Below are 24513 nucleotides of genomic sequence, written 5' to 3'. Positions count from 1 at the left end.
ACGATGGCTTTTACGACGCTAGTGTTTTCCCAGTTGTTCCATGTCTTTGATTGCCGATCAGAGGAACGCAGTATTTTCGAAGTGGGCCTCTTCTCAAATCCCTATCTTGTCGGAGCGGTACTAATCTCCACGATCATGCAGCTCAGCGTCATTTATCTACCTCCGTTACAGGCGATCTTTAAGACTGCTCCCTTAGTTAGTTGGCAATGGATTTTTATCCTGTGTGTGGCAGGTGGCCCGTCCATCTTAATTGGATTTGTACGGTTACTAAAGAATAGTTGGCAAGCAAAAACAATGATAGCCAAGGGATGATTCGAGGTTCGAAGTTCGGGGTTCGAGGTTCGAAGTCGGAAATTCGAACATCGAGCATCGTATACTGTATATCTTCTTCCCTCCTTGTGTATACTTGCTTCAAATGGTTGACCCACTTCATTTTGCGTAGTATTCTTTTAAGGAGATAATGCGTAGAATAAATTAAACTTTGTTTATGATAAGGGACTTTATCATAAGTATAAGGTTAACTATTCAAGGGCTTAACGAGTGATATTCGATATTCGAATCTCGAACATCGATTTTGGGGGGAACACAATGGACTTCATTAAAATGCATGGTCTTGGGAATGATTTTGTTTTCTTAGACCATTTTTCTGTTACACCGGAGGGAGATATGGATTACCCTGAGTTAGCTAAGAAGCTCTGCCACCGGCAATTTGGTATAGGTGGGGATGGACTAATCGTCATTCTGCCCTCGAAAATCGCGGATGCCCGAATGCGGATCATTAATTCAGACGGATCTGAGCCTGAAATGTGCGGCAATGGCATCCGATGCTTCGCAAGATATGTCTACGATCAAGGGATTGTAAAACATAACCCCATGCATGTTGAAACTCTGGCCGGGGTCTTGCCGATTCAGCTAAAGATAATAGAGGGTGAGGTTCAAGGGGTGCGAGTCGATATGGGAGAGCCTATTTTGAAGGCCGACCTGATTCCTGTTTTGGGAAAAGGGGAACCCGTGGTGGGAGAGACGCTTGAAGTGTTAGAAGAAACGTTCCAATATACTGCCGTTTCCATGGGGAACCCGCATTGTGTTATCTTTGTAGAGGATTACGCTAGGCTGGATTTTGAGCGGCTTGGCCCGGCGATTGAAAAAGCATTTTTTGTTTCCCCGTAAAACCAATGTTGAGTTTATAAAGGTCAATTCGCCGAAGGATTTGACCATGAAAGTTTGGGAACGGGGTGCTGGGCCGACACTGGCTTGTGGGACTGGCGCTTGTGCCTCTGTAGTTGCAGCTGTGCTCAATCGAAAGACAGAGCGCGCAGTAACGGTTCATTTACCTGGCGGAGATTTATTCATAGAATGGGAAACAGATAATCACATCTATATGACTGGACCCGCGACGTATGTGTTTAAGGGAGAATGGTTGGAGCCAAAGGCCAGATCTTAAATTAACAGAAGATAGTAAGATTTTGTGACAAGAAGGGAGTTTAGCGAACGTTAGTTTTGCTGAGCTCCCTTTTTGCCATTTATGACGGCACCCAAGGTTTTAGGTTATACATCTAATCTGGTATACTATTTATAGTAAGAAGTTTTTCGGTTGATATTAAAGATAGTGTGATTCATGAAGTAGGGGGTGAATGACCTGGTTTGAATTATTCGCCAGGTGGCATATGGCAAATAGTATGACTGGTTTTGGGCGTGGAGAGGCTATTGGAAGTGGCTATCAAGTAGCGATTGAACTAAAATCTGTGAACCATCGTTTTTTAGAAATTGTGGTCCGGGCACCGCGTAACTTTAGCAGCTTTGAGGAACGGATCCGGAAAATACTTCAAGAAAAGTACCAACGCGGACGAATTGAAGTGTACCTTAATGTGGTGGAAACAGAAGGACGAAAGAGATTGGCGAAGGTTGACAATGATTTGGCGCTGTCGTATGATAAGACATTGAAGGATCTAGCCCTTGCTCTACATACAGCGTATGAAACGGATATTTACCGTCTAGTCTCATTACCAGACGTTCTCACAGTTGAGGAGCCTGTCATCGATCTTGATACTTTATGGGGTGTATGTGCCGAAGCCCTTTTAAAGGCTTCTGAAGGTTTTGGGCAAATGCGCCAGACTGAAGGAGGAAAGTTGACCGTTGATCTACTCGAAAGGCTCGATCTGATCAGCGAGCACCTGCAGACGATTGCTGAGCGCGCGCCATATGTCGTAACAGACTATCAAGAACGCCTTCATGAGCGCCTGCAGACGATCTTAGGCGAGGTTGAATTGGAGGAAGCTCGATTAGCAAGCGAAGTTTTATATTTTGCGGATCGCGCCTCGATCACGGAAGAGTTGGTCCGTTTTGACAGCCACTTAGCTCAAGGTCGGGAAGCTTTGCGAAGTCACGATCCAGTCGGACGTAAACTTGATTTTCTACTTCAGGAAATGAACCGTGAAATCAATACCATCGGTTCAAAGGCAAACGATTTGAAGATCGGCCAACAGGTGGTTAGCGTCAAAAGTGAATTAGAAAAGATCCGCGAACAAGTCCAAAATCTAGAGTAATGGAGGATTCAACTTGGACATTAAGCTCATTAATATTGGGTTCGGCAATATTGTCTCTGCCAATCGAATTATATCGATTGTCAGTCCGGAATCCGCCCCTATTAAACGTATTATTCAAGAAGCGCGGGATGCAGGGATGCTGATCGATGCTACTTATGGTCGTCGTACACGAGCAGTGATTATCTGCGATAGTCATCACGTTATTCTTTCGGCTGTCCAACCTGAAACGGTGGCTCACCGTCTTTCCTCGAAAGAGTCAAGTACCCATGCTGAAGACCCAGCGGATTAGGGGTGTAGTGTGGAACAAAGTCATGGACTATTAATTATACTTTCAGGTCCTTCCGGAGCGGGAAAGGGGACGCTTTGCCAAGAATTGCTTCGCCAGATACCTAATTTAAAATATTCTGTCTCTATGACGACGAGGCCGCCTCGGCCCGGTGAAGTGGAAGGAATTCATTATTTTTTTCGCACACGGACAGAAGTTGAGGCCATGATCGCTGGTGATGAATTATTAGAGTGGGCTTCGTTTTGCGATAATTATTACGGAACACCACGATTTGCGGTTGAACAAGCGATCCAAGCAGGGCAGGATGTTATTTTAGAAATTGAAATTCAAGGTGCCTTACAAGTCAAAAAGCGCTTTCCGCAAGGAGTTTTTACCTTTATTGTTCCGCCTTCTATGGATGTTCTCGCTGAGCGAATTTACAAACGGGGAACTGAGACTGAGGAAGTTATTCAGAAACGATTAGCCACTGCAATACAGGAACTGGAATATGTGAGTGAATATGATTACGTTGTTATTAATGATGAAGTTCCTGTGGCTGTCGATAAACTAAAGAGTATTCTGATCGCTGAAAAATGCCGAGTTAAACGAAAACCGTTTGTTTTTAAGGGGGAAGCTAAATGAAACAACCTTCATTAGATGTGCTTATGGGTAAAGTGGATAGCAAGTATACGTTAGTCATCGTGGTTGCCAAGAGAGCACGAACGATTATGGAAGAAGCTAAGCATGAAGATTTAGCTAAGGGTGTAAAGCCTGTGAGTATTTCGCTTGAGGAGATTTCCCATTCAAAATTTGCCTACGAATGTACACCTGAAGAGAGCGTGTAATATCATGTTTAGTGGGAGAAAAATCCTTGTCGGGGTCACCGGTGGAATTGCGGCTTACAAAGCGGCTGAAGTCGTTAGCCGTTTACGCAAACTGAACGCTGAAGTCCATGTCGCGATGACTAAATCTGCGACAGAATTTATAACTCCTCTTACACTACGGAGCCTTTCGGCAAATCCAGTGTATGTAGACATGTTTGAAGAACCTAAACATTGGAATGTAGAGCACATCGCTTTAGCGCAGCATATCGATGCAGTCATAATTGCTCCGGCCACAGCCAATATATTAGCCAAAATGACGATTGGCTTGGCTGATGATTTTCTGTCAACCGTTCTATTGGCAACGCGTGCCCCCATCTTTGTAGCACCAGCCATGAACGAAGCCATGTATCTGCATCCAGCGACTCAGGCTAACCTGACACAGCTCAGAGAGCGTGGGATAAAGCTTATAGGCCCAAGTACTGGCTTTCAAGCGTGTGGTACCGAAGGGGTTGGTCGCATGAGTGAAGCAGCTGAGATCTTAGAGACGCTTTCATTATTTTTCTCTAGGGTGGAAGGGTTGAAGGGGAAAAAAGTCCTTGTGACGGCTGGAGGAACTCAAGAACCGCTTGATCCGGTTCGCTATTTGGGTAATCGGAGTTCTGGACGAATGGGGTATGCTATAGCTCAGGTGTTACAAGAGGCGGGTGCAGAAACGATCCTCGTAAGTGCACCCGCAGATCTGCCAACTCCACAGGGAGTGACACGGATAGCAGTGCAGACTGCTCTGGAAATGTACGATGCAGTCTTGGAACGTTTCTCGGAGGTCGATGTTGTGATCAAGGCTGCTGCTGTAGCAGACTACCGACCAGCGGTTTTGGCAGAGCAAAAGATTAAAAAGGATGGGACAAATCTCACCCTTGAATTAGTTCCTAACCCAGATATCTTGGCAGAACTTGGACGTCAAAAGACATCTCAAATTCTAATTGGATTTGCGGCGGAGACGGAGAATTTGATGGCTAATGCTCAAGGGAAAATGCTCAGAAAGAACGTCAACCTTTTGGTTGCCAATGATGTAACCAAACAGGGAGCTGGCTTTGGCAGCCCAACAAATATTGTTAGTTTTCTCTTTCCGGATGGAAGAAGAATAGATTTTCCTCAAATGAGCAAACTGGAGGTTGCACGGAATCTCGTTCATGAGATTGCCAACCTCCTCGGCGTAAATAAAGGAGTGAACTAATTGGCTAAACGATTATTTACATCAGAGTCTGTAACAGAAGGGCATCCGGATAAGATCTGTGACCAAATATCCGATGCCATTCTGGACGCGATTTTTGCCTTAGATCCCAATGCTCGTGTGGCTTGCGAAACAACTGTAACGACAGGATTAGTTCTAGTCAGCGGCGAAATAACCACCTCGTGTTATGTGGATATTCCACATGTTGTAAGAGAGACAATCCGGAAAGTAGGGTATACCCGTGCCAAATATGGATTTGACGCTGATACCTGTGCTGTATTAACCTCCATCGGAGAACAATCTGCGGATATCGCTCTGGGCGTAGATCGGGCTTTGGAAGCGAAAACTGGGGATATGAGTGATAGTGATATTGAAGCGATCGGGGCCGGTGACCAAGGAATGATGTTCGGCTATGCGACGAACGAAACGGAAAGCTTCATGCCAGTTCCGATTGATTTAGCTCACCGTTTGGCACGTCGGCTTAGTGAAATGCGGAAATCGAACCATCTGAACTATTTGCGTCCGGACGGGAAGACCCAAGTGACTGTAGAATACGAGGATGACAAACCAATTAGGGTAGATACTATCGTGATCTCCACTCAGCATCATCCAGATGTGACCCAAGAGCAAATACGTCGCGATTTACTACAATATGTTGTGTACCCGACGGTTCCTAAAGAACTTCTTGATGAAGATACCAAATATTATATCAACCCAACGGGGCGGTTTGTGATTGGTGGTCCTCAAGGGGACTGTGGGCTAACGGGACGTAAAATTATTGTAGACACTTATGGCGGAATGGCACGTCATGGCGGCGGTGCTTTTTCTGGTAAAGACCCCACAAAGGTTGATCGTTCAGCTGCTTATGCTGCACGATACGTGGCTAAAAATGTTGTGGCTGCTGGATTGGCAGACCGCTGTGAGCTACAAATCGCTTACGCGATCGGTGTGGCCCGACCGGTATCTGTCTCTATCGAGACGTTTGGAACCGGTAAACTGCCTAATGATAAGATTGTAGAGTTGGTCATGCAAACCTTTGACTTACGACCAGCAGGTATTATCAAAGCTTTGGATCTCCGTCGGCCCATCTATCATCAAACAGCAGCCTATGGGCATTTCGGAAGAACAGACCTCGACCTGCCCTGGGAAAGAACGGACAAGGCCGAAGCTTTGCGTAAACTAGCAGGACTGTAACGTTTAATTAAAATTTTGGAAGGAGGGGCTGTCCTGAAAACTCAGTCCCCAAAATCCTAAGTGGTTACAACAATCAAAAAGCGTCCCATTTCACTATCAAAGTGGAGTGGGACGCTTTTTGCTTTGTTTGTTATTGAAGCAAAAGTGGGGATGTGAAAACAACACCAACAAGTTTAGGACTGACCTTAATATTAAGGGGTTTCGCCATTAAGCATTCGAATATAATCATTGTACTTCCCTTGGTCAATTTCCAGACTTTTGGGAACACGTAAATAAATAATCTGCCCGCTAAAAATTGACGATCCTCTATTAAGGTCCCAAAAAGTTTGCCCTTTAAATTGATTTACTGTAAAGTCAGGATTAAATTGTCTGAAGTCAAACGTCTGGCGTCCAGCTGACCTAAAAGACAATGTGCCATTTTGATATGAAACCGTAAGAGGTAAAATTAGCTTGGTAAAATCAATACCTCCTACTAATTGGGTTGCTTCATAAGTAGAAACTTCGATTTCCCCGTCATCAACGTCCTTTCGTTCGACGAAAATTTGATGGTTTCCAGAATTAATGGCTCCGTCAATGTTAAATGATAATTGCTTCGTATCTACTTTAAATGTTTGGCTACTCAGTCTGTATATCCCTTGTTGAGTATCTAAATTTACTGCAAGAGGTAAATGCTGATACATACTACTGATTGCGTCTTGAGAGAGCACGATTGCTTGATCCTTGTCGTCCATTAGCTTAACAAAGCTTTTATCGGGAAGCATGTATAATGTTGGGACCAAGATGATTAAAAGCCCAAGATATAAACCCGCCACGATAAAATTGCCTTTCCATGATATATAGACACTAACTTTCTGTCTTATTTTCGGAAAGATGAAGATAATCGCTAAAACTATAAGGAGTAACAGTTGTGAAAATACTAGAGATGTTCTCATCTGTTGACCTCCATTCTGTTGGATAGTAATAAACTAATGCCAAATAAAATTAGGGATGTAAATAAAATTTTGAGGGCAAACAATGGCAAGAAAGTTTCTCCAACATAAAACTTAAAAACAGACTGCATAAAATTAGTATAGACTTTTAGTGATCCAAAGATTAGGACAGGAATAATGATTACAAAAGCCATATTCACCTGAGCCAAGACACCTGTACAATAAGCCATCGCCGAGATTAAGGCCATATATAATATGGCAACCACCATGCCCAACAAAAGATCGGGAAAAGCTAAAGAAAATTCATCAAAAACGATTTTTGAACTGTCAGACGTGAAATACATGATAATCCTAAGCAATACACCAAAAAGAGATGATGTCATACCCGCATAAACACTGGCAGTCAGCAAAAATCCTACGTCGGAAAGATTCCCGGAGATTCTGGTCCCGACAAGAGGAAGTTCTATTTTTTTATACTGTTTTGTGGTTAACGTTATGGCAATAGTTATTATCCAGAATATCGAAAATACTATCACCATACTAGCAGAATAAGTACTCACAGTAACGGTTAACTCGTCATTACCGGAGGACATCATTCCAGTAGCTCCAACATAAGAGAAAACTAAAGCGAGCATCTGGGCTATGATTAGCCTATTGACCAAGCCTGTATAGGCTTTAAGCTTGTAATGATATTGCTTTACCGAGGCTGTGAGAAGGTTAACCTCTGCTGAAGACATCGCCAATACCCCCTTTAGTGTTTGCCGTTAAATAAATACATAGATCATCCGTTGAAACCGGGAATAGTTCTAGTCCACTTTGTTTTATTAGTTCAAACTGTTGTTCGATTAAATTCCTTCTTATGACAACATATAAGCTGCCTTTGGTAAAGTCTTCTTGATAGAGAATTTCCTTACCTTCTACAAAACTAAGTACTACTTGTGCATTCCCTCTTATACCAACTGCCAATTCCTTTAATTCCATGACTGAGAGATGTAAGCACTTTGCTCCTTGATTGATCAAAAGGATATCCTCTAATAGTTCCTCGATTTCACTTAACAAATGACTTGAAATGATGATCGTTCGGGGGTATTCAAGATAATCTTTAAGCAATGCTCTATAAAAGTCTTTTCTCACAGCCGAATCCATGCCAGTTGTTGGCTCATCCAAGATCGTAAGTGGACAGCGTGAGGCTATCCCAAGAATGCTATTGAAGGTGCTTTTTGTTCCTTTGGATAAATTACTGTGCGGCTGTTGTGGGTTAAATGAATAATAATCAAATAAACCGTTTGCTAGGCTACTATTCCAATTTGCATAAAAGGGAGCCACTTCTGTTAATATATCGCTAAGTGTCAACGAATCTGGAAATGTCATAGTGTCATCTATAAATATTGAATTTGCAGAAACAGCTAGGCTATTAAATGGCTTTCCCGAAAAAACATTGAGTTCGCCACTTGTAGGCTTTAAATACCCAGCAATCATCTTTAACAAGGTAGTTTTACCTGAACCATTTCTACCGATTAGGCCGGTAATTTTATTTTCTTCTATTTTAAACGATAAGTGATCGATGGCTTTAATCTTACCGTAGAATTTTGTCAGATCCTCGCATTGAATGACACCCATCATGTTTCCTCCTCATTTTCTTTTCTTACGTTTTCGATCATCTTATTAAGCTCACTCTCACTTACATCTAGCCGATTTGCCTCCATAACTAACTCTTTAATCATTTGCCCTAAAATTTGCCCTCTGCGCTTAGATAGAATAAACTGCTTTGCATTTGGGGACACAAACATACCCAGTCCACGTTTTTTATATACAATGGCCTGGTCCGCTAAAATATTCAGCCCTTTAGAAGCTGTAGCGGGGTTGATCGTAAACATTTCGGCTAGCTGATATTGGGAATAAATTCGTTCCTCTGCTTTAATGTTTTCAGAAAGTATTTCTCCCTCAAGCCATTCGGCAATCTGTACATAGATCGGTTTCATACTATCGGTATTTAGTATCACAAGCATCACCTCCTGATCATCAATCTAAGTTAGTACATTAGTGATGTAATGTACTATTATTATAAGAGTTAATCTCCTGATTGTAAACATATTTTTTACAACCAATGCCCTATTCTGGATGGCTGCATGGATAAAACCCCCCTCAAGTATCCTTGGCAAAGAGGATAAATAAGTAGTATGATAACCAAAACTGTAGTATATTAGATCATATAATTGTCCTTTGAATGCATTGTGTTACAGGAACACAACCGTAGAAATTTTATGTAAGTAGGGGATGGGATAATGGATATAGTAGATAAAGCTAAGGAAACAGATCGGACAGAGGAACAATGGCTGAAGGGTCTTCGAAAAACGGTGGATCGAGTTTTACCAATACCCCATTATCAAGAAAGCTATGGTGCGATAGGAATAACTCAAGCAGAGGATATTAAGTCACTCAGTGACTTTCAGAGACTTCCCTTAACAACCAAAGAGGATTTACGAAGAAATTATCCATTTGGCCTTTTTGCCGAACCGATGGAAAATATCGTGCGTCTTCATGCCTCATCAGGAACAACTGGTAAGCCAACTGTTGTTGGGTATACTAGCCAGGACATTTCCCTATGGGCTAAGATTGTCGCTAATGAACTTCGACGAATCGGTGTAACTAGAAAAGATGTTGTCCAAGTCGCATACGGATACGGCTTATTTACAGGCGGTATGGGACTACACTACGGTTGCGAGGAATTGGGCGCTATAGTGGTACCCATTTCTGGTGGAAATACCGCTCGTCAACTCATGCTGATGCGGGATTTCGGCACAACCGTCTTGGCTTGCACCCCTTCTTATGCTTTATATTTAGCAGAAAGTCTGGAAGAATCGGGGATTTCCAGAGATGAGCTAAAGTTAAAAATCGGGGTCTTTGGTGCAGAGCCTTGGACAGAAGGCATGAGAGAACAAATCGAAGCGCGCTTGGGTATCAAAGCTTATGATATTTATGGACTTAGCGAAATCATGGGACCGGGTGTTGCTTTAGAATGCCCAGCTCAAAATGGATTACATATTGACGAGCACTTTTATCCAGAAATCTTAGATGGAGAAGGAAATCCACTCGCTGTTGGAGAACAAGGAGAACTAGTGATTACTAGCTTGGAAAAACAGGGTTTTCCAGTTTTGCGCTATCGAACCAAGGATTTGACCACCTTGCATTATGGTAAGTGTTCCTGTGGGCAGGTTGGATGGACGATGGATCGAGTTTCAGCCCGAGTTGACGATATGTTAATTATTCGGGGAGTTAATGTCTTCCCTAGTCAAGTTGAAGAGGCAATTTTATCCTCGGGTGGTTTTGAACCGCACTATCTGTTGGTTGTTTACCGAGCTGGGAATTTAGATCAATTAGAAGTCCAAGTGGAGGTCAATGAAACGAGCTTCTCTGATGAAGTCCGCGAATTGGAAGACCGTCAACAACGTTTACATCAAAGAATTGAAGAAATTTTAGGAATCTCGGTCCGGATACGCTTAGTTGAACCTAAGAGTATACCACGGAGTGAGGGCAAGGCCATTCGGGTTATTGATAAACGTAATAAGGAGGGGTAAAAAGTGTTACAATTATCTATTTTTCTGGAAAATGCCAAAGGACGATTAGCCGAAGTAATTAGCCTATTAGCTGAGCTAAAGGTAAATTTGAGGGCTTTATCGTTAGCAGATACTAAGGATTATGGAGTATTACGGGTTATCGTGGATGACCCTGTGGTGACAGCGGAGAAATTACGAGAACGAAAAGTAGTTGTTTCCCTAACGCCAGTTTGGGTCCTAATGGTTCCAGATCGAACGGGTGGACTTGCCGAGATACTCAATCAACTCGTCCAGCAGGATGTGGTTTTCGAGTATATGTATGCATTCGTCGAGATGGAGCATAAGCAAGCCCAGGTTGTCCTCCGGGTACAGAATAAGGCAATTATGGAGAAGGCCGTACAGACACTTAATTTGCCCGTGAAGTAGGGGAGGAACCTAAACGAAAAGCTCTTTTGGTTAAGATATTAGTAAAGCTCTTTTTTGTGTAGTAAGATTCCACAATTTTTCTACTAAAATGCCCTCCCTGAGTAGAAGATTATTCTACCTTGGGAGGGCATTTTAGTGTTGTGTCCGGGATTTATAGGTCTCATCTCGTTTTTCAAAATGCCAGGGTGTTACTTTTTCTTCCCTGCGTTTGAAATTTTGACGGGCTCTGGTTGCGATTTTAGTACAAGGTTCAAAGTAATTCCGACGATGGTAGCCCAGGCTACTCCGTGATTAGACAATCCAATACCAAGAGCAAAAATTACGGAGGCTATGATGAGGTTTTTCGTTTCGGAAAAATCGACTTTAGCTTCGATAAGTGTGCGTATACCTGTTGTACCGATCATTCCGAAGAGGAGGATGGTGACCCCACCCATAACAGCTGTAGGAATAGACATAATTACGGCTTGTAAGGGGTTAAATAGGCTTAAGATGATGGCAATGATCGCTGCCATCCAGATATTAAAGGTGCTGAATACCTTTGTCACAGCAAGCACGCCAATGTTCTCGCCATAGGTGGTTACTGGAGGACCGCCAAGGAAGCTCGCGACAACGGTGGCTAAACCATTTCCTAAGAGGACTCGATGAAATCCAGGGTTTTCAATTGGGTCGGAATGGGTTATATTGCCTAGGACGATCATGTGTCCTAAATCTTCAATAATCGTTACCAATGCGAGAGGAGCCATAGCCAAAATGGCAACTTGGTCAATGCTTGGCATTTGGAAATCGGTTCCAAGTTTAATCGGGATGACAATAAGTTGGCTAAAGGAGGCGTAGAATGGTTTGAAATCGACAAGGCCCATGATTGAGGCGAGAATATATCCGGCGACAATAGCCATTAGAATCGGGATAATTTTTAGGAATCCTTTAGCATAAACTGAGAGCAATGCTGCTACGGCTAACGTGAAAGCAGCAATCGGCCAATTTTTAGCTGCCATGCCTACGGCAGTTGAGGTCAGGCTTAATCCGATAATTGCGACGACAGGTCCGGCAACGATTGGGGGAACAATCTTATGGATCCAGCGGGTACCAAAGGCAGCCATAAGAAGATAGATGATGATATACACTACACCGACAGCTAATGCGCCACCCATAGCTGCGGAAGGATTATGATTCGTTTTAACGAACGTTGTCAAGGCTGCGATGTAGGCAAACGATGAACCGAGATAAGCGGGGACTCGACTTTTGGTAAGTAAAAGAAATATGATGGTGCCGATCCCTGAAGAAAGGAGAGCCACTGATGGGCTAAGACCAGTTAGAAAAGGGACAAGAACAGTAGCACCAAACATTGCAAAAACGTGCTGCAGGCCGAGAGGGATCGCCTTGACAAGGGGGAGTTTCTCATGAATTTGAACTTCTGCGGACATAGAATTACCTCCTCTTTCTTAAACAAAAAACCTCTTCCCTGCCCGCAAGCAAGAAAGAGGTGTCCATGTTGATTCATGGTTCGCCAGTCCCTTCTTAGTCTCACGGGACTAATTTAAAGGTACAAGGATTTAACTTCATTGAGCATATCATAATTCGATCTATTTTGACAAGAGGGTCTTGATAATCAGTTTTAAAAACTTTAAGCTTAAATTATTTATACTGGAAGGAATATGATAAAATGTGATGTAAGCGTAAATTTGATAAAAAGCATGGGTAATTTCAATAAGGAGGCGTCAGGATGTTTCGCTATGCTGAAGTTTTGGTTGATGTAGCTAATCGGCGCCTGGATCAAAGTTATCATTATTTTATTCCAGACAATCTTAGTGTAAAAATTGGAATGAGAGTTCTCGTTTTCCTCCAGAACCGAAAAGTGCAAGGACTCGTGGTTAACGTCACCCATGATTTGCCAGAAGGACTGGAAAATGTCAAGCTCAAACCAGTGAGTGAGATTGTCGATGATGGGAGTCTTGTTCCACCAGAACTCATAGAATTAGCACATTGGTTAGCTCAAACAACTATTTGTTCAATCGCTCAAAGCTTACATACGGTATGGCCGCTTCTCAAAGGAAAGATAGATGAATGGGTTATTCTCATAGCCTCGATTGAGGATTCAGATGTACAAGCCCAAAAATGGCTAAATCCAGAAGCCTTTCAAGCGATTACGGTGCTAAATAGAGCTAGGAGAAAGGCGATTTCCCTGAAGATCTTCTTAAAGAGAGCAGATATTTCTGGTGAGACACTTGACAAACTACTTCAACAAGGTTGGATAAAAAAAGAAGCGCGTTTTGTGTCTCCCTATGAAGCAGGGTCATCCCAAAAAATAGTTGATAAACAGGATGATCTTCTTCCGGGAAACCGAGTCAATGATCTTTGCTTTTCTAGGTGTGGAAGACCTTATAAATTAACTTTAGAGCAGACAACAGCCGTGAGTAGTGTATTAAAAGCTCTAGAAGAAGGGTCATCTCAGACAATTTTGCTGCATGGCGTGACAGGCAGTGGGAAAACGGATGTTTACCGTGAGTTAATTGCCCAAGTTTTGGACCAAGGTGGAGATGCCATTCTTTTGGTGCCAGAAATTTCTCTGACTTCTCAAGTTGCACAGTATTTCGAAACCCTATTTGGCGAGCAGGTTATTATCATGCACTCTGGTATACGACCGAAAGAAAAAATGAAGGCTTGGGAGGATATTTTGGCAGGGCGAAAACGGATCGTGATCGGAGCACGTTCAGCTGTGTTTGCCCCTTTACCAAATTTGCGACTTATCATACTCGATGAAGAACATGACAATGCCTATAAACAGGACGAGAATCCTAAATATCACGCGCGTGACGTGGCCCGTAAGAGGATGGAACAGAGAAAAGGGGTTGTCTTGTTGGGGAGTGCAACTCCTTCGCTAGAGGCCTATGCTGCAGCGCAATCAGGCAGAATCCGAATGCTGACAATGTCTTCTCGAATTGGAACTAGTGTTTTACCGCCGGTCGAAATTGTCGATATGCGCAAGGAACTACAAACTGGAAATCGGAGTATGTTTTCCCTCTTACTTCAACAGAAATTGCAGGAAAGAATGGAAAAGGGCGAGCAAACCATGCTTTTCTTAAATCGCCGAGGGTATTCAACCTTTGTGATTTGTCGAGAATGTGGGTATGTGGTCAGTTGTCCAAATTGTGATATCTCCTTAACCTATCATACCCAGGGGCAAGCCATGCGTTGCCATTATTGTAACCACCATGAACTTCCTCCGCATGCTTGTCCGAATTGCGGTAGTCGCTATATTCGCTTTTTTGGGCAGGGGACACAGCGAGTAGAGGAGGAACTGCAAAGTTTATTACCAGAGGTTCCTATTTTGCGTTTGGACTTTGATACAACACGATCTAATGAAGCACATAACCAGATTTTAGGGAAATTTCGACGACAAGAAGCCTCGATTTTAGTAGGTACTCAGATGATGGCTAAAGGCCTTGATTTTCCGAATGTCACGTTAGTAGGAGTCATTGCCGCCGATCAAACCCTTAATATGCCGGATTTTCGGGCTAGGGAACGGACGTTCCAATTATTAACTCAGGTTGCAGGTCGAGCGGGCCGGAGCGTCAAACCAGGTGAGGTAGTGATTCAGACCTATTCTCCGACAGATGATGCCATTGTAAGGGCAGCTCATCATGATTACAAGGGGTTCTTCTGGGAGGAAATCGGCTACCGCAAAGAGCGCAAGTACCCACCTTACACGCACATCATTCGGGTTTTGCTACTTCATGACAAAGAAGATCGGGTTATCAAAGGGGCGAATGATTTGGGGGCTTGCTTGTTGCAAGGAATGCAAGACCCTGAATTTGGAAATACTGAGTTGGATATTTTAGGGCCTTCTCCAGCTGTATTACCCAGGCTTAAAAATCAATGGAGATGGCAGATTTCGGTTAAAGGAACTCGACAAGATTTGCTTAGGGCGTTTTTGCATCGAGGAATTCAAAGGTTTTTTCAAAGCCCAGCGAGCAATGGGATAGTTTTAAACGTTGAAGTCAATCCTTTATCAATGTAGGATGGACTCAACCCCAACGAGCAGAAAAGTAGAACTTATTGAGAAGAAAATGGGAGCATAAGAATCTGGAATAAACTGGTTTAAAGAAAGGGGTTCATGAATATGGCTATATATCAGATTGTAGAAATAGGGACGGATGTGCTGCGTGAAAAGGCGAAAGAGGTTAAAGAAGTTAATGCGTCGATTATAAAACTTCTCAATAATATGCTTGATACTATGAATGATGCTGAAGGAGTAGGATTAGCTGCTCCTCAAATTGGGGTGTCCAAGCGGGTCATTGTCGTTAAGGTCGATGATCAAATAGTGGAACTCGTAAATCCAGTCATTTTGGAAAAAGAGGGGGAAGCTGTCGCAGAAGAAGGGTGCCTTAGTATTCCGAATATAACAGGAGATGTAGTTAGGGCCGCTAAGATTCGTGTTCAGGGTTTAAATCGTCAAGGTGAAATGTGCGACATTCATGCCGACCGTTTATTAGCTCGTGCTTTACAACATGAGATCGATCATCTCGAAGGGATATTATTTATTGATTTGGCTAAGAAAACTTATCGCAGCTAAGTGCGAGGCGCGAGGCACGATGCGCGAAGCAATGGTAGCGAGTGATGCCGGACTTAGTTCGAGCCTCGAACCTCGCGCCTCGAACATCGAGAAAGGGGGTTTGTTATGCGCTTAGTTTTTATGGGGACACCTGATTATTCCGTACCGACTTTAAGGGCCTTGGTGCGAGAAGGACATGATGTTGTGGGGGTCTTTACCCAGCCTGATCGACCGGCTGGACGAGGAAAGAACTTAAGACCTAGTCCCGTAAAAGTTGCTGCTGAGGAATTAGGTTTGTCTGTTTTTCAACCAGCAAGAATAAAAACGCCCGAAGGAATTCAATTGCTTAAGGATCTGGCACCTGAGAGTATTATTGTCGTCGCTTACGGACAGATTCTATCCAAGGATATTTTACAGATCCCTTTAAAAGGGTGTATTAATGTTCATGCTTCTCTACTTCCTGCATACCGGGGCGCCGCACCCATTCATTGGGCACTAATGAATGGGGAAACCTTAACAGGCGTGACGACCATGCTCATGGACGAAGGCTTAGATACGGGGGACATGTTGCTAAAAAGCGAAATTGTAGTTTCCAATGAAGCGACAACGGGTGAAATTTATGATCAATTGGCTACCTTGGGTGCAGAATTGCTGATAGAGACGTTGCATAAGTTACAACTTGAGAAATTAATTCAGATACCCCAAACTGGTGAAACAAATTATGCTCCGCTCCTGAAACGTGAACATGAACGTATAGATTGGTCACGTAGCGCGGTCGATTTGCATCATCAGATTCGAGGACTAAATCCTTGGCCGGGGGCCTACACGATCTTCAGAGGGGAAAACCTCAAGATTTGGCGAAGCGCTCTTTATCCTCAGGTCGACAAAGGTGCGAAGTCATTAGACCAGGGTGAAATTATTCAAGTAATCGAAGATGGTTTGTTAGTGCAGACGGGGGACGGGATCCTTCGGGTTTGGGAAGTTCAACCAGCAGGGAAACGTAGGATGTCTGCCAAAGACTTTTTTAAGGGTCGGCACGGCCAAACTGGCGAAAAATTTGGTTGAAGCAAACTCTTGGCACCCCACTTTAAGAAAGGGTGTTGGGGAAGTTTAATATGGAGGCGGTTATATGTTTTTTTGGGATGCGACAATGGTTCTCTTAATTCCGGCAATCTTGCTTTCTTTATTTGCTCAATTCCGGATTTCTTCGTCTTACAAAAAGTATTCTAAAATCCGTTCAGAGACTGGGCTCACAGGGGCTCAGGCAGCTCGTGAACTTTTGAACAGTGGCGGATTATACGATGTGCGGGTTGAACCGATTGGAGGGCGACTTTCCGATCACTACGATCCACGTACACGGGTTATTCGGCTCAGTGAGGATGTTTATCATGGTAGCTCACTTTCCTCTGTGGCGATAGCCGCTCATGAAACAGGTCATGCTTTGCAGCATGCTGCAGGATATTTTCCGATGCAACTTCGGTCATCCTTTGTTCCTATTGCTAACTTTGGCAGTGGGGCAGGTCCGATTTTGATTATGGTAGGGCTATTCATGCCAAGCTTTGACTGGCTTCTGCAGATAGGGATATTAGCGTTTACCTTTGCTGTAATTTTCCAGCTGATTACTCTGCCTGTTGAATACAATGCCAGTGGTAGAGCGATGTCCCTACTTCAGGAGAAAGGTATGCTCGGAGGAAATGAAATAGGTGGTGCTCGTTCTGTCTTAAATGCAGCGGCTCTAACCTACGTAGCAGCCGCTTTGGCTGCGGTCCTTCAGTTAGCAAGATTTATTCTCATTGCGCGGGGGAGAAGTGATGATTAACCTGACAGCTCGAAGTATGGCAGTACAGATATTGACGCGTGTTGAAGTGGAAGGGGCTTACGCCAATCTCTTGTTACAGAATAATATTGGAAGACTACCAGATTCTAGAGATCGACAATTTGTAACTTTGTTGGTGAATGGAGCACTCAAACATAGACTTACGTTAGATTATGCCTTGCGAAGACATTTAAACAAGCCAATGTCTGCGCTTCCGCATGAAATTAGGGCGATTTTGCGGATCGGTGCTTTTCAATTGCTTTATGCCGATAAGATTCCTCCAGCCGCTGCAGTCAATGAAAGTGTGGAATTAGCAAAAGGTAACCCTAAGTATACAGGGCTAGTCAATGTCGTCTTGCGGAAAGTTATGAGTTCTGCTTGGGAGTTTCCTTGGCCAGATGCCAAGCGCGAAACCGTTCGCTATCTCTCTGTGCGTTATTCTCATCCGGAATGGATAATTCAACGTTGGCTAAAACGCTGGGGTCTGGAGGAAACGGAAGCTTTATGTTTAGCCAATAATGAACCAGCTTATACTTGGATACGTACCAACACATTGAAGATTTCGCGTGAGGCTTTAAGAGATCGTTTGATCCAGGAAGGGATCACCGTCGAATTAGGAACTCGGATCCCGGAGAGTTTGAGGATTCAAAATTTTAGTGCACTTGATCGACTAGAGAGTTTCCGGGAGGGGCTATTTACAGTTCAGGATGAGAGCTCACAACTTGTTGCACACGTGCTTAGCCCTAAACCAGGGCAACGTGTATTGGATGCTTGTAGTGCTCCTGGTGGGAAGGCGACTCATATAGCTCAGCTAATGCAGGATCAGGGGGAAATTCTGGCCTTTGATATTCATGCGCACAAACTGGATCTCATTCAGCAATTAACGCAAAGGTTGGGAATTAAAATCATCCAACCTCAGTTAGGGGATGCACGGGATTTGCCCGGGGTAAGACTCGGTTCTCAACAGCGCGTTTTGGTGGACGTTCCTTGCTCAGGTTTGGGCGTTCTGCGTCGCAGGGCAGACCTGCGTTGGCAGAGGGAGGAAAAAGATCTGAAGGAGTTTCCATCCCTTCAATTAGCCATCTTGGAACGGGCAGCGTCTTGTGTCGATGTCGAAGGGGATTTGGTTTACTCAACCTGTACCACGGAGCCAGAAGAAAATTTTGAGCTAGTCAAGAGGTTTCGCGCCGAACATCCGGAGTTTGAACCGGTCGGCTTGTTAGAGTCCTTGCCCTTTACTCTGGAGAATCCGAGAGATATTCAACAAGCAAATAAAGGAATGCTCCAACTATTACCGAATCGTCATAAAATGGATGGGTTTTTCTTAGCAAAATTCCATCGTACTAGTTAGAAAGGATAGTGCTTGGCGCTAGCCAAGTTTTCTTTATAAGGAAGTTTAATTGGAACGAATTGGGTGAATAATAGATATTATGGGAATTATTGAATTGCGTGGTTGTTTAGATAATGAATTGATAGAGATTTGTCGAGAGTTGGGTTTGAAACAATTTCGGGGGCTCCAGTTGTTTCAGTGGGTGCAGCAAAAAGCAGTTCTTTCTTGGGATGAGATTAAAAACATTAGTAAGGATGACTTGCAAACGTTAAGTAGCCGATTACATCTGTATTCTTTAGAACAGGTACAAGAACAACGTTCTAAGGATGGCACGCGTAAGTATTTGTTCCGTCTTGAAGATGGGGAGATGATCGAGTGTGTTCTAATGGATTATTCTCGAACCCAATCTCGGGACCGCCATACGGTTTGTGTTTCTACGCAAGTGGGATGTGCGGTAGGCTGCGCATTCTGTGCGACTGGAATAGAAGGCTTCCGAAGAAACCTAAGTGCGGCCGAAATCGTGGGGCAAGTTTTGGATATTACCCATCTGATTCGGCAAGAAGATCCGGATTTCCAGGTAACCAACATTGTCTTTATGGGGATGGGGGAACCTTTACTTAATTATGATTCGGTTCTTAAAGCAATTAAACTTTTAAATCATGAACAAGGACAGGCAATTGGCATGCGGCGCATGACGATTTCGACCTGTGGGGTTGTGCCCCGAATGCTTCAATTAGCTAAGGATAATCCTCAAGTGGGTCTAGCAGTATCTCTTCACGCTGCTCAGGACGAGATAAGAAATCAGTTAGTTCCGATGAATCGTCGTTATCCACTGGCCCTCCTGATGGAAACCTGTCATGAGTACTCACGAATGACGCATCGTCGGATTACCTTTGAGGTTGCCTTGACTGCTGAAAATACGAGGAGAGAGGAAGCCGAGGATTTGGCCAGATTGCTTAAGGGACAATTAGGACACGTTAATTTGATTCCTATAAATCCTGTAGAAGGTACTGGAATGAAACGTCCTGATCCGGAGAAGATAAAGAGGTTTGCCCAAGTGTTAGAAAATGCCGGAATTTCCGTGTCGTCACGTGAGGAACGGGGGACAGACATTAATGCAGCTTGTGGACAACTTCGTCGACAGTGGGAGGGGTGAATAATGAGCCTGTTGACCCGATTTGAGGGGATGGCCGAATTTCTTTTTACCGAAGCGTTTAAAAAGGGTGCGACCCGGCTTCAACCTGTGGAAATTGCCAAAGAACTTGTCAAGGCGATGCTGAAGAATAAGCAAGTTAGTATTTCACAGGTTTATGTTCCGAATATCTATCGGGTCTATCTCCATTCCAGTGATTGGGGACCTATAGCAAGTTTCGGGGATGCATTTCTGATTGAACTCTCAAAATATTTATTTGTCGAGGCGGAGCGAAACGGGTATACATTTCTCACTAAACCCGCGATTGAGTTGCACGCCGATGAGACGGTTAACCCTCGACAGATGGTGATTGAAGTGGATTTCGATGATTCGATTGATGTCAACTGGGGAGAAGAACTCGATGATCAAGGAGAAGAAAGGGAAAATGCTCCCCCTAATTCATCGAATTGGCGAGAAAGTACAACTATTTTCAGAGAAAGTGTCAAGACAAACTTCCAGCCTGAAGGTAAATCGGGAAGGAATTCTGATTACTTTCTCGAAATTATTGAAGGACCAGATACGGGCCAGAAGTTCCCGCTTCAGGAGGCGGAATTCTTCATTGGCCGTCATGGCCAATGTGATTTGGTGCTTCATGACCCTGAAGTCTCACGTCGACATCTAAAGATCGCATCGGGAGGAGAAAATGGTTGGTGGCTGGATGATTTGGGAAGCACGAACGGTTCCTTTGTAAACGGTCAGCGAATTACCCATCAGACCACAGCTCCAGGGGACCGAATCAAAATCGGACAAAGTGTATTGGTCATACAAAGAGCCCCCTAAGCTCGATTTGGAGGATTGTATGCAATTTGTTTTAGTCATTGGACGACTGGTTTTTGTCGCCCTTATCTATCTCTTTATCTTTCGTATATTTACGGCGCTTTTGGCGGATCTTCAGCTGAAGGGGATTTTTCAACGCTCTGTCAACGAATCTGGGCGTTTAGAAGTCCTTACTGGAGGAGAATCCCTTGCCCGGGGGCGGATCTTTAGAGTCGATGCTAAAGGGTTACGTTTGGGACGGGGAAAGCATAATGATATTGTTTTAACAGATCATTTTGCTTCCATTGATCATGCTGCTTTTCGCTTGCAAAAAGGACAAACGATTTTAGAAGATATGGGAAGTACTAATGGAACCTGGGTTAATGGAGAGCAAATCCATTCTCCAGTGCAATTGGTTGCAGGAGACTATGTGAAAATTGGAAGTATTACCTTTCAATACTCGAGGTGGCAAAATGAGAGTTCTAAGCTTTAGTGAAAAAGGGTGTATTCGTAAAAATAATGAGGATTCATTTTTGGTTTTATCCACCGATGGGCTCTATGCAGTCGCCGATGGTATGGGAGGGCATAGAGCGGGAGAAGTGGCATCCTCAACAGCCTTAGAAGAATTGGGGAAATTTGTTCCCCAATTTGCCGAGCTTGAAGAACAGGCTTTAGAACAAGGGCTAACTGAGGCATTTGCTCATGCAAATCGTGTTATTTATGAATCCTCAGCCACCGAGCCAGAAAATGCCGGGATGGGCACTACCCTGACGGTATTGCTGATTCGTAACGCTGAGGTGGTGATTGCTCACGTTGGAGATAGTCGAGCTTATCTGTGGCGAGATGAGGGGTTAACTCTGTTAACAACTGACCATTCACTGGTCGGTGAGCTTGTGAGGCTGGGACAGATCTCGCCTGAAGAAGCTAACAAACACCCGCAACGGAATGTTCTGATGCGAGCGATAGGGGCAGACCCAAGCGTAGAAGTGGATTGTCAAAGTTTGAATTTACAAACAGGGGATGTTTTCCTTCTCTGCACGGATGGTTTCTCGAATATGATTAATGATCAAGAACTAACTGAAGAATTCCTTGAACCAGGTTCCTGGGAAGAACGGTTGGAGAGGTTACGACAGCTTACGCTTGAACGAGGTGCCCCCGATAATTTCACAGCTTTATGCTGTATTATGGAGTAAGCCGATGATTCTTCGTTTAACTTCACGAGTTTTAATTTTAGGTATGATGTGGCTAGGACTTAACCTGTTGAAGTGGGACGGTGCTATGGGTCCACTGTTTTGGCAAGCGCTGATCTTTACGGTTATTGTCTTGGTGGGAAGCCTTATGGAACAAATCTTCCATTATCAAGGAGATCCCTTTATCTTACCTGTCGTCCAAGCTATCATGGCCCTTGGACTTGTGTTTGTTGTACGAATCAACCCAGGGGTCGCTTTGCACCAATTTTGGTGGGCTAATCTTGGAATGTTGATGTTCTACGTTGTTCTTTGGGCCATTCGAGATTATCGATCCTTTGGAAGATTTCGATATATCTGGGGGCTATTAGCGGTTACTCTATTGCTGGTGACTCTTCTGGTGGGATCAGAGGTAGGTGGAGCAACGAGCTCCCTGAAGTTTTTAGGATTTGGGTTTCAACCGGAAGAATTTGTCAAACTGACGTTACTATTATTCATGGCTACGTACTTGGAAGAGAATGAAGAATTGTTGCGCATAGGAACCGTGCAGTTAGGAAGATTCTCGTTGCCTGATTGGCGGACTTTAGGTCCGTTCATAATCATGGTGGCTTTCGTCCTGGGAATTTTAGCCGCTCAAAAAAGTCTAGGGACGGCCTTAGTGTTTTACTTGCTTTTTGTACTCATGCTCTATGTTGTGACAGAGCGAACTCTTTATTTAGGAATATCTCTGCCAATTTTTTTCCTGACCGGTACTGTAGGCTATCTGCTTTTTCGACATGTGCGTGTGAGAGTTGCAGTCTGGATGGATCCTTGGCAAGATCCCACGGGAATGGGGTATCAAATTGCTCAATCTCTGTTTGCCATTGGAGGCGGAAATATTCTCGGTACGGGGTTAGGCAATGGTATTGGTGCGTCGACAGTACCCGTGGCAATCAGTGATTTTATTTTTTCAGTGATTGCAGAAGAACTGGGATTTGCGGGGGCGATGGCTGTGCTTATGCTCTTTTTGATTGTTGTAATGAGAGCTTTTGCAGTGAGTTTAAAGGCCAAAGATCGCTTTGGACAAATTCTGGCCGCAGGGATAGGAATTTTACTTGGAACTGAGACCCTAATTATTCTGGCTGGGGTTACAAAACTGCTTCCTTTGACAGGCTTGCCACTTCCGTGGGTGAGTTATGGCGGAAGCTCCCTGATTGTTCATTTTATCTTGCTAGGGGTGCTACTCAACATATCTAATGCTACCGCAGTGAGTTCCCACAGCACGAAGAATAAGGGAAGGGAGTATGCAACATAATGCGAGGGATACGTCAAGTTGCATTGGGCATGGCCTTTAGCTTTTTTGTTCTGAGTCTGGGTTTGGTCTATTGGCAAGTTGTTAAAGCAGATACGTTATTAAATAATCCGGCTAATCGCCGGATGATCCTCATGGAAAATCGCGTGACTAGGGGAGGGATTTTTGATCGCAACGGCGAAGTGATTGCAAAAACTCAGCTATTAAACGGGAAAAAGGTTCGAGTTTATTCAAATGGGGAAATGTACGAACCTGCACTTGGTTATTCAACGGTGAAATTGGGAGCATCCGGTCTTGAGGGAAGTTTAGCCGATTGGATGCTAGGGCTCAAGAAGGCCAATCCTACCCAATCAGTTCAACAGCTTTTTGCACTTCCCCGCACAGGGGATGATGTGGTACTTACCCTAGATTCCCGTTTACAGAGGCTCGCTTATAATGCACTCAAGGGAAAAATGGGAGCTGTAGTGGCCATCGATCCAAGAACAGGGGAGGTCTTGGCCTTAGTTAGCCAACCCAGTTTTGATCCCACTGACCTGGACCAAAACTGGAATGAAATCGTTAACCGTGAAATAGAAAGGCCACTGGAACAACGTTATGCTTCTCTCTATCCGCCGGGATCGACCATGAAGGTGGTTACCTCTGCAGCTGTATTACGTAGTGGAGTCAATACCACGGATCTATATGAGTGCCGAGGCTCCACGATTATTAACGGACAAGTGATTCGAGAACAAAACGATAAGGCCCATGGCTGGGTTAATTATAATATGGCCTTAGCCGAATCCTGCAACACGTACTTTGCGACATTTGGAGTTCAGGCAGGGAGTGAAAAGTTTTTATCCGCTGTCAAGGGGTTTGGATTTGGGCAACCAATTCCTTTTGAACTTAATGTTCCAACTAGTTCGGTTACCAAAGCAGCGAAAATTCCCACGACGTTAAACACAAATCTACTGGCTGCTAGTACCTTCGGACAAGGGGAAATTCTTGTTACTCCCTTTCACATGGCCTTGATCACAGCGGGTATCGCTAACCAGGGAGTCATTATGGCCCCTCATCTTGTCGATCGAGTCCTTGATCCTTCTCAAAACGTGATATTTGAACAGAAACCTAAGCCTTGGTTGACTGCTCTTTCCAAGACGGAAGCGGAACAAATCACAAGCGCGATGGTAACTGCCGTGACGGATGGAACGGCCGCACCTGGGGCTTTATCTAATGTTCAGGTTGCGGGCAAGACGGGTTCAGCTGAACCTGGTGGAGATGTCCCGACGCATGCTTGGTATATCGCTTTTGCACCTGCGGAGAAACCACGGATTGCGATCGCCGTTATGGTGGAAAATGGTGGAACTGGCGGAGGGACAGCTGCTCCGATTGCACGACAAATCATTCAAGAAGCACTAATCAGAAAGTAGGTGACAGA

General features: G+C 44.1%; 25 protein-coding genes and 1 pseudogene. 21 read left to right on the top strand and 5 right to left on the bottom strand.

Annotation, left to right across the window (positions count from 1 at the left end):
• The 8 genes and pseudogenes from UF75_RS04445 to metK all read left to right on the top strand — a co-directional run.
• On the top strand, positions 1 to 312 hold a 312-nt coding region (locus UF75_RS04445), incomplete at its 5' end, for a cation-translocating P-type ATPase C-terminal domain-containing protein (RefSeq protein WP_197079320.1).
• A gap of 276 nt (positions 313 to 588) precedes the next feature.
• A pseudogene (dapF, locus tag UF75_RS04440) lies at positions 589 to 1444 on the top strand (diaminopimelate epimerase).
• A 223-nt stretch (positions 1445 to 1667) separates the two neighbouring features.
• Positions 1668 to 2546 (top strand): YicC/YloC family endoribonuclease, encoded by an 879-nt coding sequence (locus UF75_RS04435; protein ID WP_045573400.1) that lies wholly within the window; start codon positions 1668 to 1670, stop codon positions 2544 to 2546.
• Positions 2547 to 2559: 13 nt separating this feature from the next.
• Entirely contained in the window at positions 2560 to 2835 is a 276-nt protein-coding gene (locus tag UF75_RS04430; RefSeq protein ID WP_045573389.1) for a DUF370 domain-containing protein, read from the top strand.
• A gap of 9 nt (positions 2836 to 2844) precedes the next feature.
• Positions 2845 to 3453 (top strand): guanylate kinase, encoded by a 609-nt coding sequence (gmk, locus tag UF75_RS04425; RefSeq protein WP_045573388.1) that lies wholly within the window; start codon positions 2845 to 2847, stop codon positions 3451 to 3453.
• On the top strand, positions 3450 to 3656 hold the full coding sequence (rpoZ, locus tag UF75_RS04420; RefSeq protein ID WP_045573387.1) for a DNA-directed RNA polymerase subunit omega: 207 nt from the start codon (positions 3450 to 3452) through the stop codon (positions 3654 to 3656). Before gmk ends, rpoZ begins: the two co-directional genes overlap by 4 nt.
• A gap of 4 nt (positions 3657 to 3660) precedes the next feature.
• Complete coding sequence (gene coaBC / locus UF75_RS04415) at positions 3661 to 4872, top strand: bifunctional phosphopantothenoylcysteine decarboxylase/phosphopantothenate--cysteine ligase CoaBC (RefSeq protein WP_045573386.1); 1212 nt, start codon at positions 3661 to 3663, stop codon at positions 4870 to 4872.
• Positions 4873 to 6063: a methionine adenosyltransferase gene (gene metK, locus UF75_RS04410; protein ID WP_045573385.1), complete on the top strand. Its 1191-nt coding sequence runs from the start codon at positions 4873 to 4875 to the stop codon at positions 6061 to 6063.
• Positions 6064 to 6254: 191 nt separating this feature from the next.
• On the opposite strand, the gene UF75_RS26115 is transcribed toward metK, so the two are convergent.
• The 4 genes from UF75_RS26115 to UF75_RS04390 form a co-directional block, all read right to left on the bottom strand.
• The gene (locus UF75_RS26115) at positions 6255 to 6875 is read right to left on the bottom strand and encodes a hypothetical protein (RefSeq protein WP_156146219.1); all 621 of its coding nucleotides are present in this window, start codon (positions 6873 to 6875) and stop codon (positions 6255 to 6257) included.
• Between the two features lie 116 nt (positions 6876 to 6991).
• Positions 6992 to 7729, bottom strand: coding sequence for a hypothetical protein (locus tag UF75_RS04400; protein WP_045573384.1), 738 nt, complete (start codon positions 7727 to 7729; stop codon positions 6992 to 6994).
• Positions 7710 to 8612 (bottom strand): ABC transporter ATP-binding protein, encoded by a 903-nt coding sequence (locus UF75_RS04395; RefSeq protein WP_045573383.1) that lies wholly within the window; start codon positions 8610 to 8612, stop codon positions 7710 to 7712. Before UF75_RS04395 ends, UF75_RS04400 begins: the two co-directional genes overlap by 20 nt.
• Entirely contained in the window at positions 8612 to 9001 is a 390-nt protein-coding gene (locus UF75_RS04390; RefSeq protein WP_045573382.1) for a GntR family transcriptional regulator, read from the bottom strand. Before UF75_RS04390 ends, UF75_RS04395 begins: the two co-directional genes overlap by 1 nt.
• 276 nt (positions 9002 to 9277) lie before the next feature.
• Between UF75_RS04390 and UF75_RS04385 the strand changes: the two genes are divergently transcribed.
• Positions 9278 to 10570, top strand: coding sequence for a phenylacetate--CoA ligase (locus UF75_RS04385; protein ID WP_045573381.1), 1293 nt, complete (start codon positions 9278 to 9280; stop codon positions 10568 to 10570).
• A 3-nt stretch (positions 10571 to 10573) separates the two neighbouring features.
• Positions 10574 to 10975: an ACT domain-containing protein gene (locus UF75_RS04380; protein WP_045573380.1), complete on the top strand. Its 402-nt coding sequence runs from the start codon at positions 10574 to 10576 to the stop codon at positions 10973 to 10975.
• Between the two features lie 188 nt (positions 10976 to 11163).
• Here the strand turns inward: UF75_RS04380 and UF75_RS04375 are convergent, their stop codons facing one another.
• Complete coding sequence (locus UF75_RS04375; RefSeq protein WP_045573379.1) at positions 11164 to 12399, bottom strand: solute carrier family 23 protein; 1236 nt, start codon at positions 12397 to 12399, stop codon at positions 11164 to 11166.
• A 299-nt stretch (positions 12400 to 12698) separates the two neighbouring features.
• Between UF75_RS04375 and priA the strand changes: the two genes are divergently transcribed.
• The 11 genes from priA (at position 12699) to UF75_RS04320 (ending at position 24505) form a co-directional block, all read left to right on the top strand.
• Positions 12699 to 14993 (top strand): primosomal protein N', encoded by a 2295-nt coding sequence (priA, locus tag UF75_RS04370; protein ID WP_045573378.1) that lies wholly within the window; start codon positions 12699 to 12701, stop codon positions 14991 to 14993.
• A gap of 102 nt (positions 14994 to 15095) precedes the next feature.
• Positions 15096 to 15548: a peptide deformylase gene (gene def, locus UF75_RS04365; RefSeq protein ID WP_045573377.1), complete on the top strand. Its 453-nt coding sequence runs from the start codon at positions 15096 to 15098 to the stop codon at positions 15546 to 15548.
• 105 nt (positions 15549 to 15653) lie between these two features.
• Positions 15654 to 16592 carry a methionyl-tRNA formyltransferase gene (gene fmt, locus UF75_RS04360; protein WP_045573376.1) on the top strand — a complete coding sequence of 313 codons (939 nt, stop codon included), beginning with the start codon at positions 15654 to 15656 and terminating at the stop codon, positions 16590 to 16592.
• A 64-nt stretch (positions 16593 to 16656) separates the two neighbouring features.
• Positions 16657 to 17346 carry a zinc metallopeptidase gene (locus tag UF75_RS04355; protein ID WP_045573375.1) on the top strand — a complete coding sequence of 230 codons (690 nt, stop codon included), beginning with the start codon at positions 16657 to 16659 and terminating at the stop codon, positions 17344 to 17346.
• Positions 17339 to 18694: a 16S rRNA (cytosine(967)-C(5))-methyltransferase RsmB gene (rsmB, locus tag UF75_RS04350; RefSeq protein WP_045573374.1), complete on the top strand. Its 1356-nt coding sequence runs from the start codon at positions 17339 to 17341 to the stop codon at positions 18692 to 18694. Before UF75_RS04355 ends, rsmB begins: the two co-directional genes overlap by 8 nt.
• 79 nt (positions 18695 to 18773) lie before the next feature.
• Positions 18774 to 19829: a 23S rRNA (adenine(2503)-C(2))-methyltransferase RlmN gene (gene rlmN, locus UF75_RS04345; RefSeq protein WP_156146215.1), complete on the top strand. Its 1056-nt coding sequence runs from the start codon at positions 18774 to 18776 to the stop codon at positions 19827 to 19829.
• A gap of 3 nt (positions 19830 to 19832) precedes the next feature.
• A complete protein-coding gene (locus tag UF75_RS04340; RefSeq protein ID WP_045573372.1) occupies positions 19833 to 20645 on the top strand; it encodes an FhaA domain-containing protein in 813 nt (270 codons plus the stop codon).
• 19 nt (positions 20646 to 20664) lie between these two features.
• Positions 20665 to 21114, top strand: a complete 450-nt coding sequence (locus tag UF75_RS04335; protein WP_045573371.1) for an FHA domain-containing protein — start codon at positions 20665 to 20667, stop codon at positions 21112 to 21114.
• Positions 21095 to 21814 carry a Stp1/IreP family PP2C-type Ser/Thr phosphatase gene (locus tag UF75_RS04330; protein ID WP_045573370.1) on the top strand — a complete coding sequence of 240 codons (720 nt, stop codon included), beginning with the start codon at positions 21095 to 21097 and terminating at the stop codon, positions 21812 to 21814. The genes UF75_RS04335 and UF75_RS04330 overlap by 20 nt, the downstream gene beginning before the upstream one ends.
• Before the next feature lie 4 nt (positions 21815 to 21818).
• A complete protein-coding gene (locus UF75_RS04325) occupies positions 21819 to 23102 on the top strand; it encodes an FtsW/RodA/SpoVE family cell cycle protein (RefSeq protein WP_045573369.1) in 1284 nt (427 codons plus the stop codon).
• Entirely contained in the window at positions 23102 to 24505 is a 1404-nt protein-coding gene (locus UF75_RS04320) for a penicillin-binding transpeptidase domain-containing protein (RefSeq protein WP_045573368.1), read from the top strand. The genes UF75_RS04325 and UF75_RS04320 overlap by 1 nt, the downstream gene beginning before the upstream one ends.
• The last annotated feature ends 8 nt before the right edge of the window (positions 24506 to 24513 follow it).

Source organism: Desulfosporosinus sp. I2 (assembly GCF_000960765.1).
In the GTDB taxonomy this organism is placed as follows: Bacteria; Bacillota; Desulfitobacteriia; order Desulfitobacteriales; family Desulfitobacteriaceae; genus Desulfosporosinus.
Note: the sequence above shows the minus strand (reverse complement) of the source record. Positions and strands in the feature narration are given on the sequence as shown.

Coding starts and splice junctions, on each gene's coding strand:
- UF75_RS04390 (WP_045573382.1), bottom strand. CDS start 9,001: ATGCTTGTGATACTAAATACCGATAGTATGAAACCGATCTATGTACAG.
- UF75_RS04335 (WP_045573371.1), top strand. CDS start 20,665: ATGCAATTTGTTTTAGTCATTGGACGACTGGTTTTTGTCGCCCTTATC.
- UF75_RS04375 (WP_045573379.1), bottom strand. CDS start 12,399: ATGTCCGCAGAAGTTCAAATTCATGAGAAACTCCCCCTTGTCAAGGCG.
- UF75_RS04355 (WP_045573375.1), top strand. CDS start 16,657: ATGTTTTTTTGGGATGCGACAATGGTTCTCTTAATTCCGGCAATCTTG.
- UF75_RS04385 (WP_045573381.1), top strand. CDS start 9,278: ATGGATATAGTAGATAAAGCTAAGGAAACAGATCGGACAGAGGAACAA.
- def (WP_045573377.1), top strand. CDS start 15,096: ATGGCTATATATCAGATTGTAGAAATAGGGACGGATGTGCTGCGTGAA.
- UF75_RS04395 (WP_045573383.1), bottom strand. CDS start 8,612: ATGGGTGTCATTCAATGCGAGGATCTGACAAAATTCTACGGTAAGATT.
- UF75_RS04330 (WP_045573370.1), top strand. CDS start 21,095: ATGAGAGTTCTAAGCTTTAGTGAAAAAGGGTGTATTCGTAAAAATAAT.
- coaBC (WP_045573386.1), top strand. CDS start 3,661: ATGTTTAGTGGGAGAAAAATCCTTGTCGGGGTCACCGGTGGAATTGCG.
- rpoZ (WP_045573387.1), top strand. CDS start 3,450: ATGAAACAACCTTCATTAGATGTGCTTATGGGTAAAGTGGATAGCAAG.
- UF75_RS04320 (WP_045573368.1), top strand. CDS start 23,102: ATGCGAGGGATACGTCAAGTTGCATTGGGCATGGCCTTTAGCTTTTTT.
- UF75_RS04325 (WP_045573369.1), top strand. CDS start 21,819: ATGATTCTTCGTTTAACTTCACGAGTTTTAATTTTAGGTATGATGTGG.
- rlmN (WP_156146215.1), top strand. CDS start 18,774: ATGGGAATTATTGAATTGCGTGGTTGTTTAGATAATGAATTGATAGAG.
- rsmB (WP_045573374.1), top strand. CDS start 17,339: ATGATTAACCTGACAGCTCGAAGTATGGCAGTACAGATATTGACGCGT.
- UF75_RS04340 (WP_045573372.1), top strand. CDS start 19,833: ATGAGCCTGTTGACCCGATTTGAGGGGATGGCCGAATTTCTTTTTACC.
- priA (WP_045573378.1), top strand. CDS start 12,699: ATGTTTCGCTATGCTGAAGTTTTGGTTGATGTAGCTAATCGGCGCCTG.
- fmt (WP_045573376.1), top strand. CDS start 15,654: ATGCGCTTAGTTTTTATGGGGACACCTGATTATTCCGTACCGACTTTA.
- UF75_RS04400 (WP_045573384.1), bottom strand. CDS start 7,729: ATGTCTTCAGCAGAGGTTAACCTTCTCACAGCCTCGGTAAAGCAATAT.
- UF75_RS04435 (WP_045573400.1), top strand. CDS start 1,668: ATGGCAAATAGTATGACTGGTTTTGGGCGTGGAGAGGCTATTGGAAGT.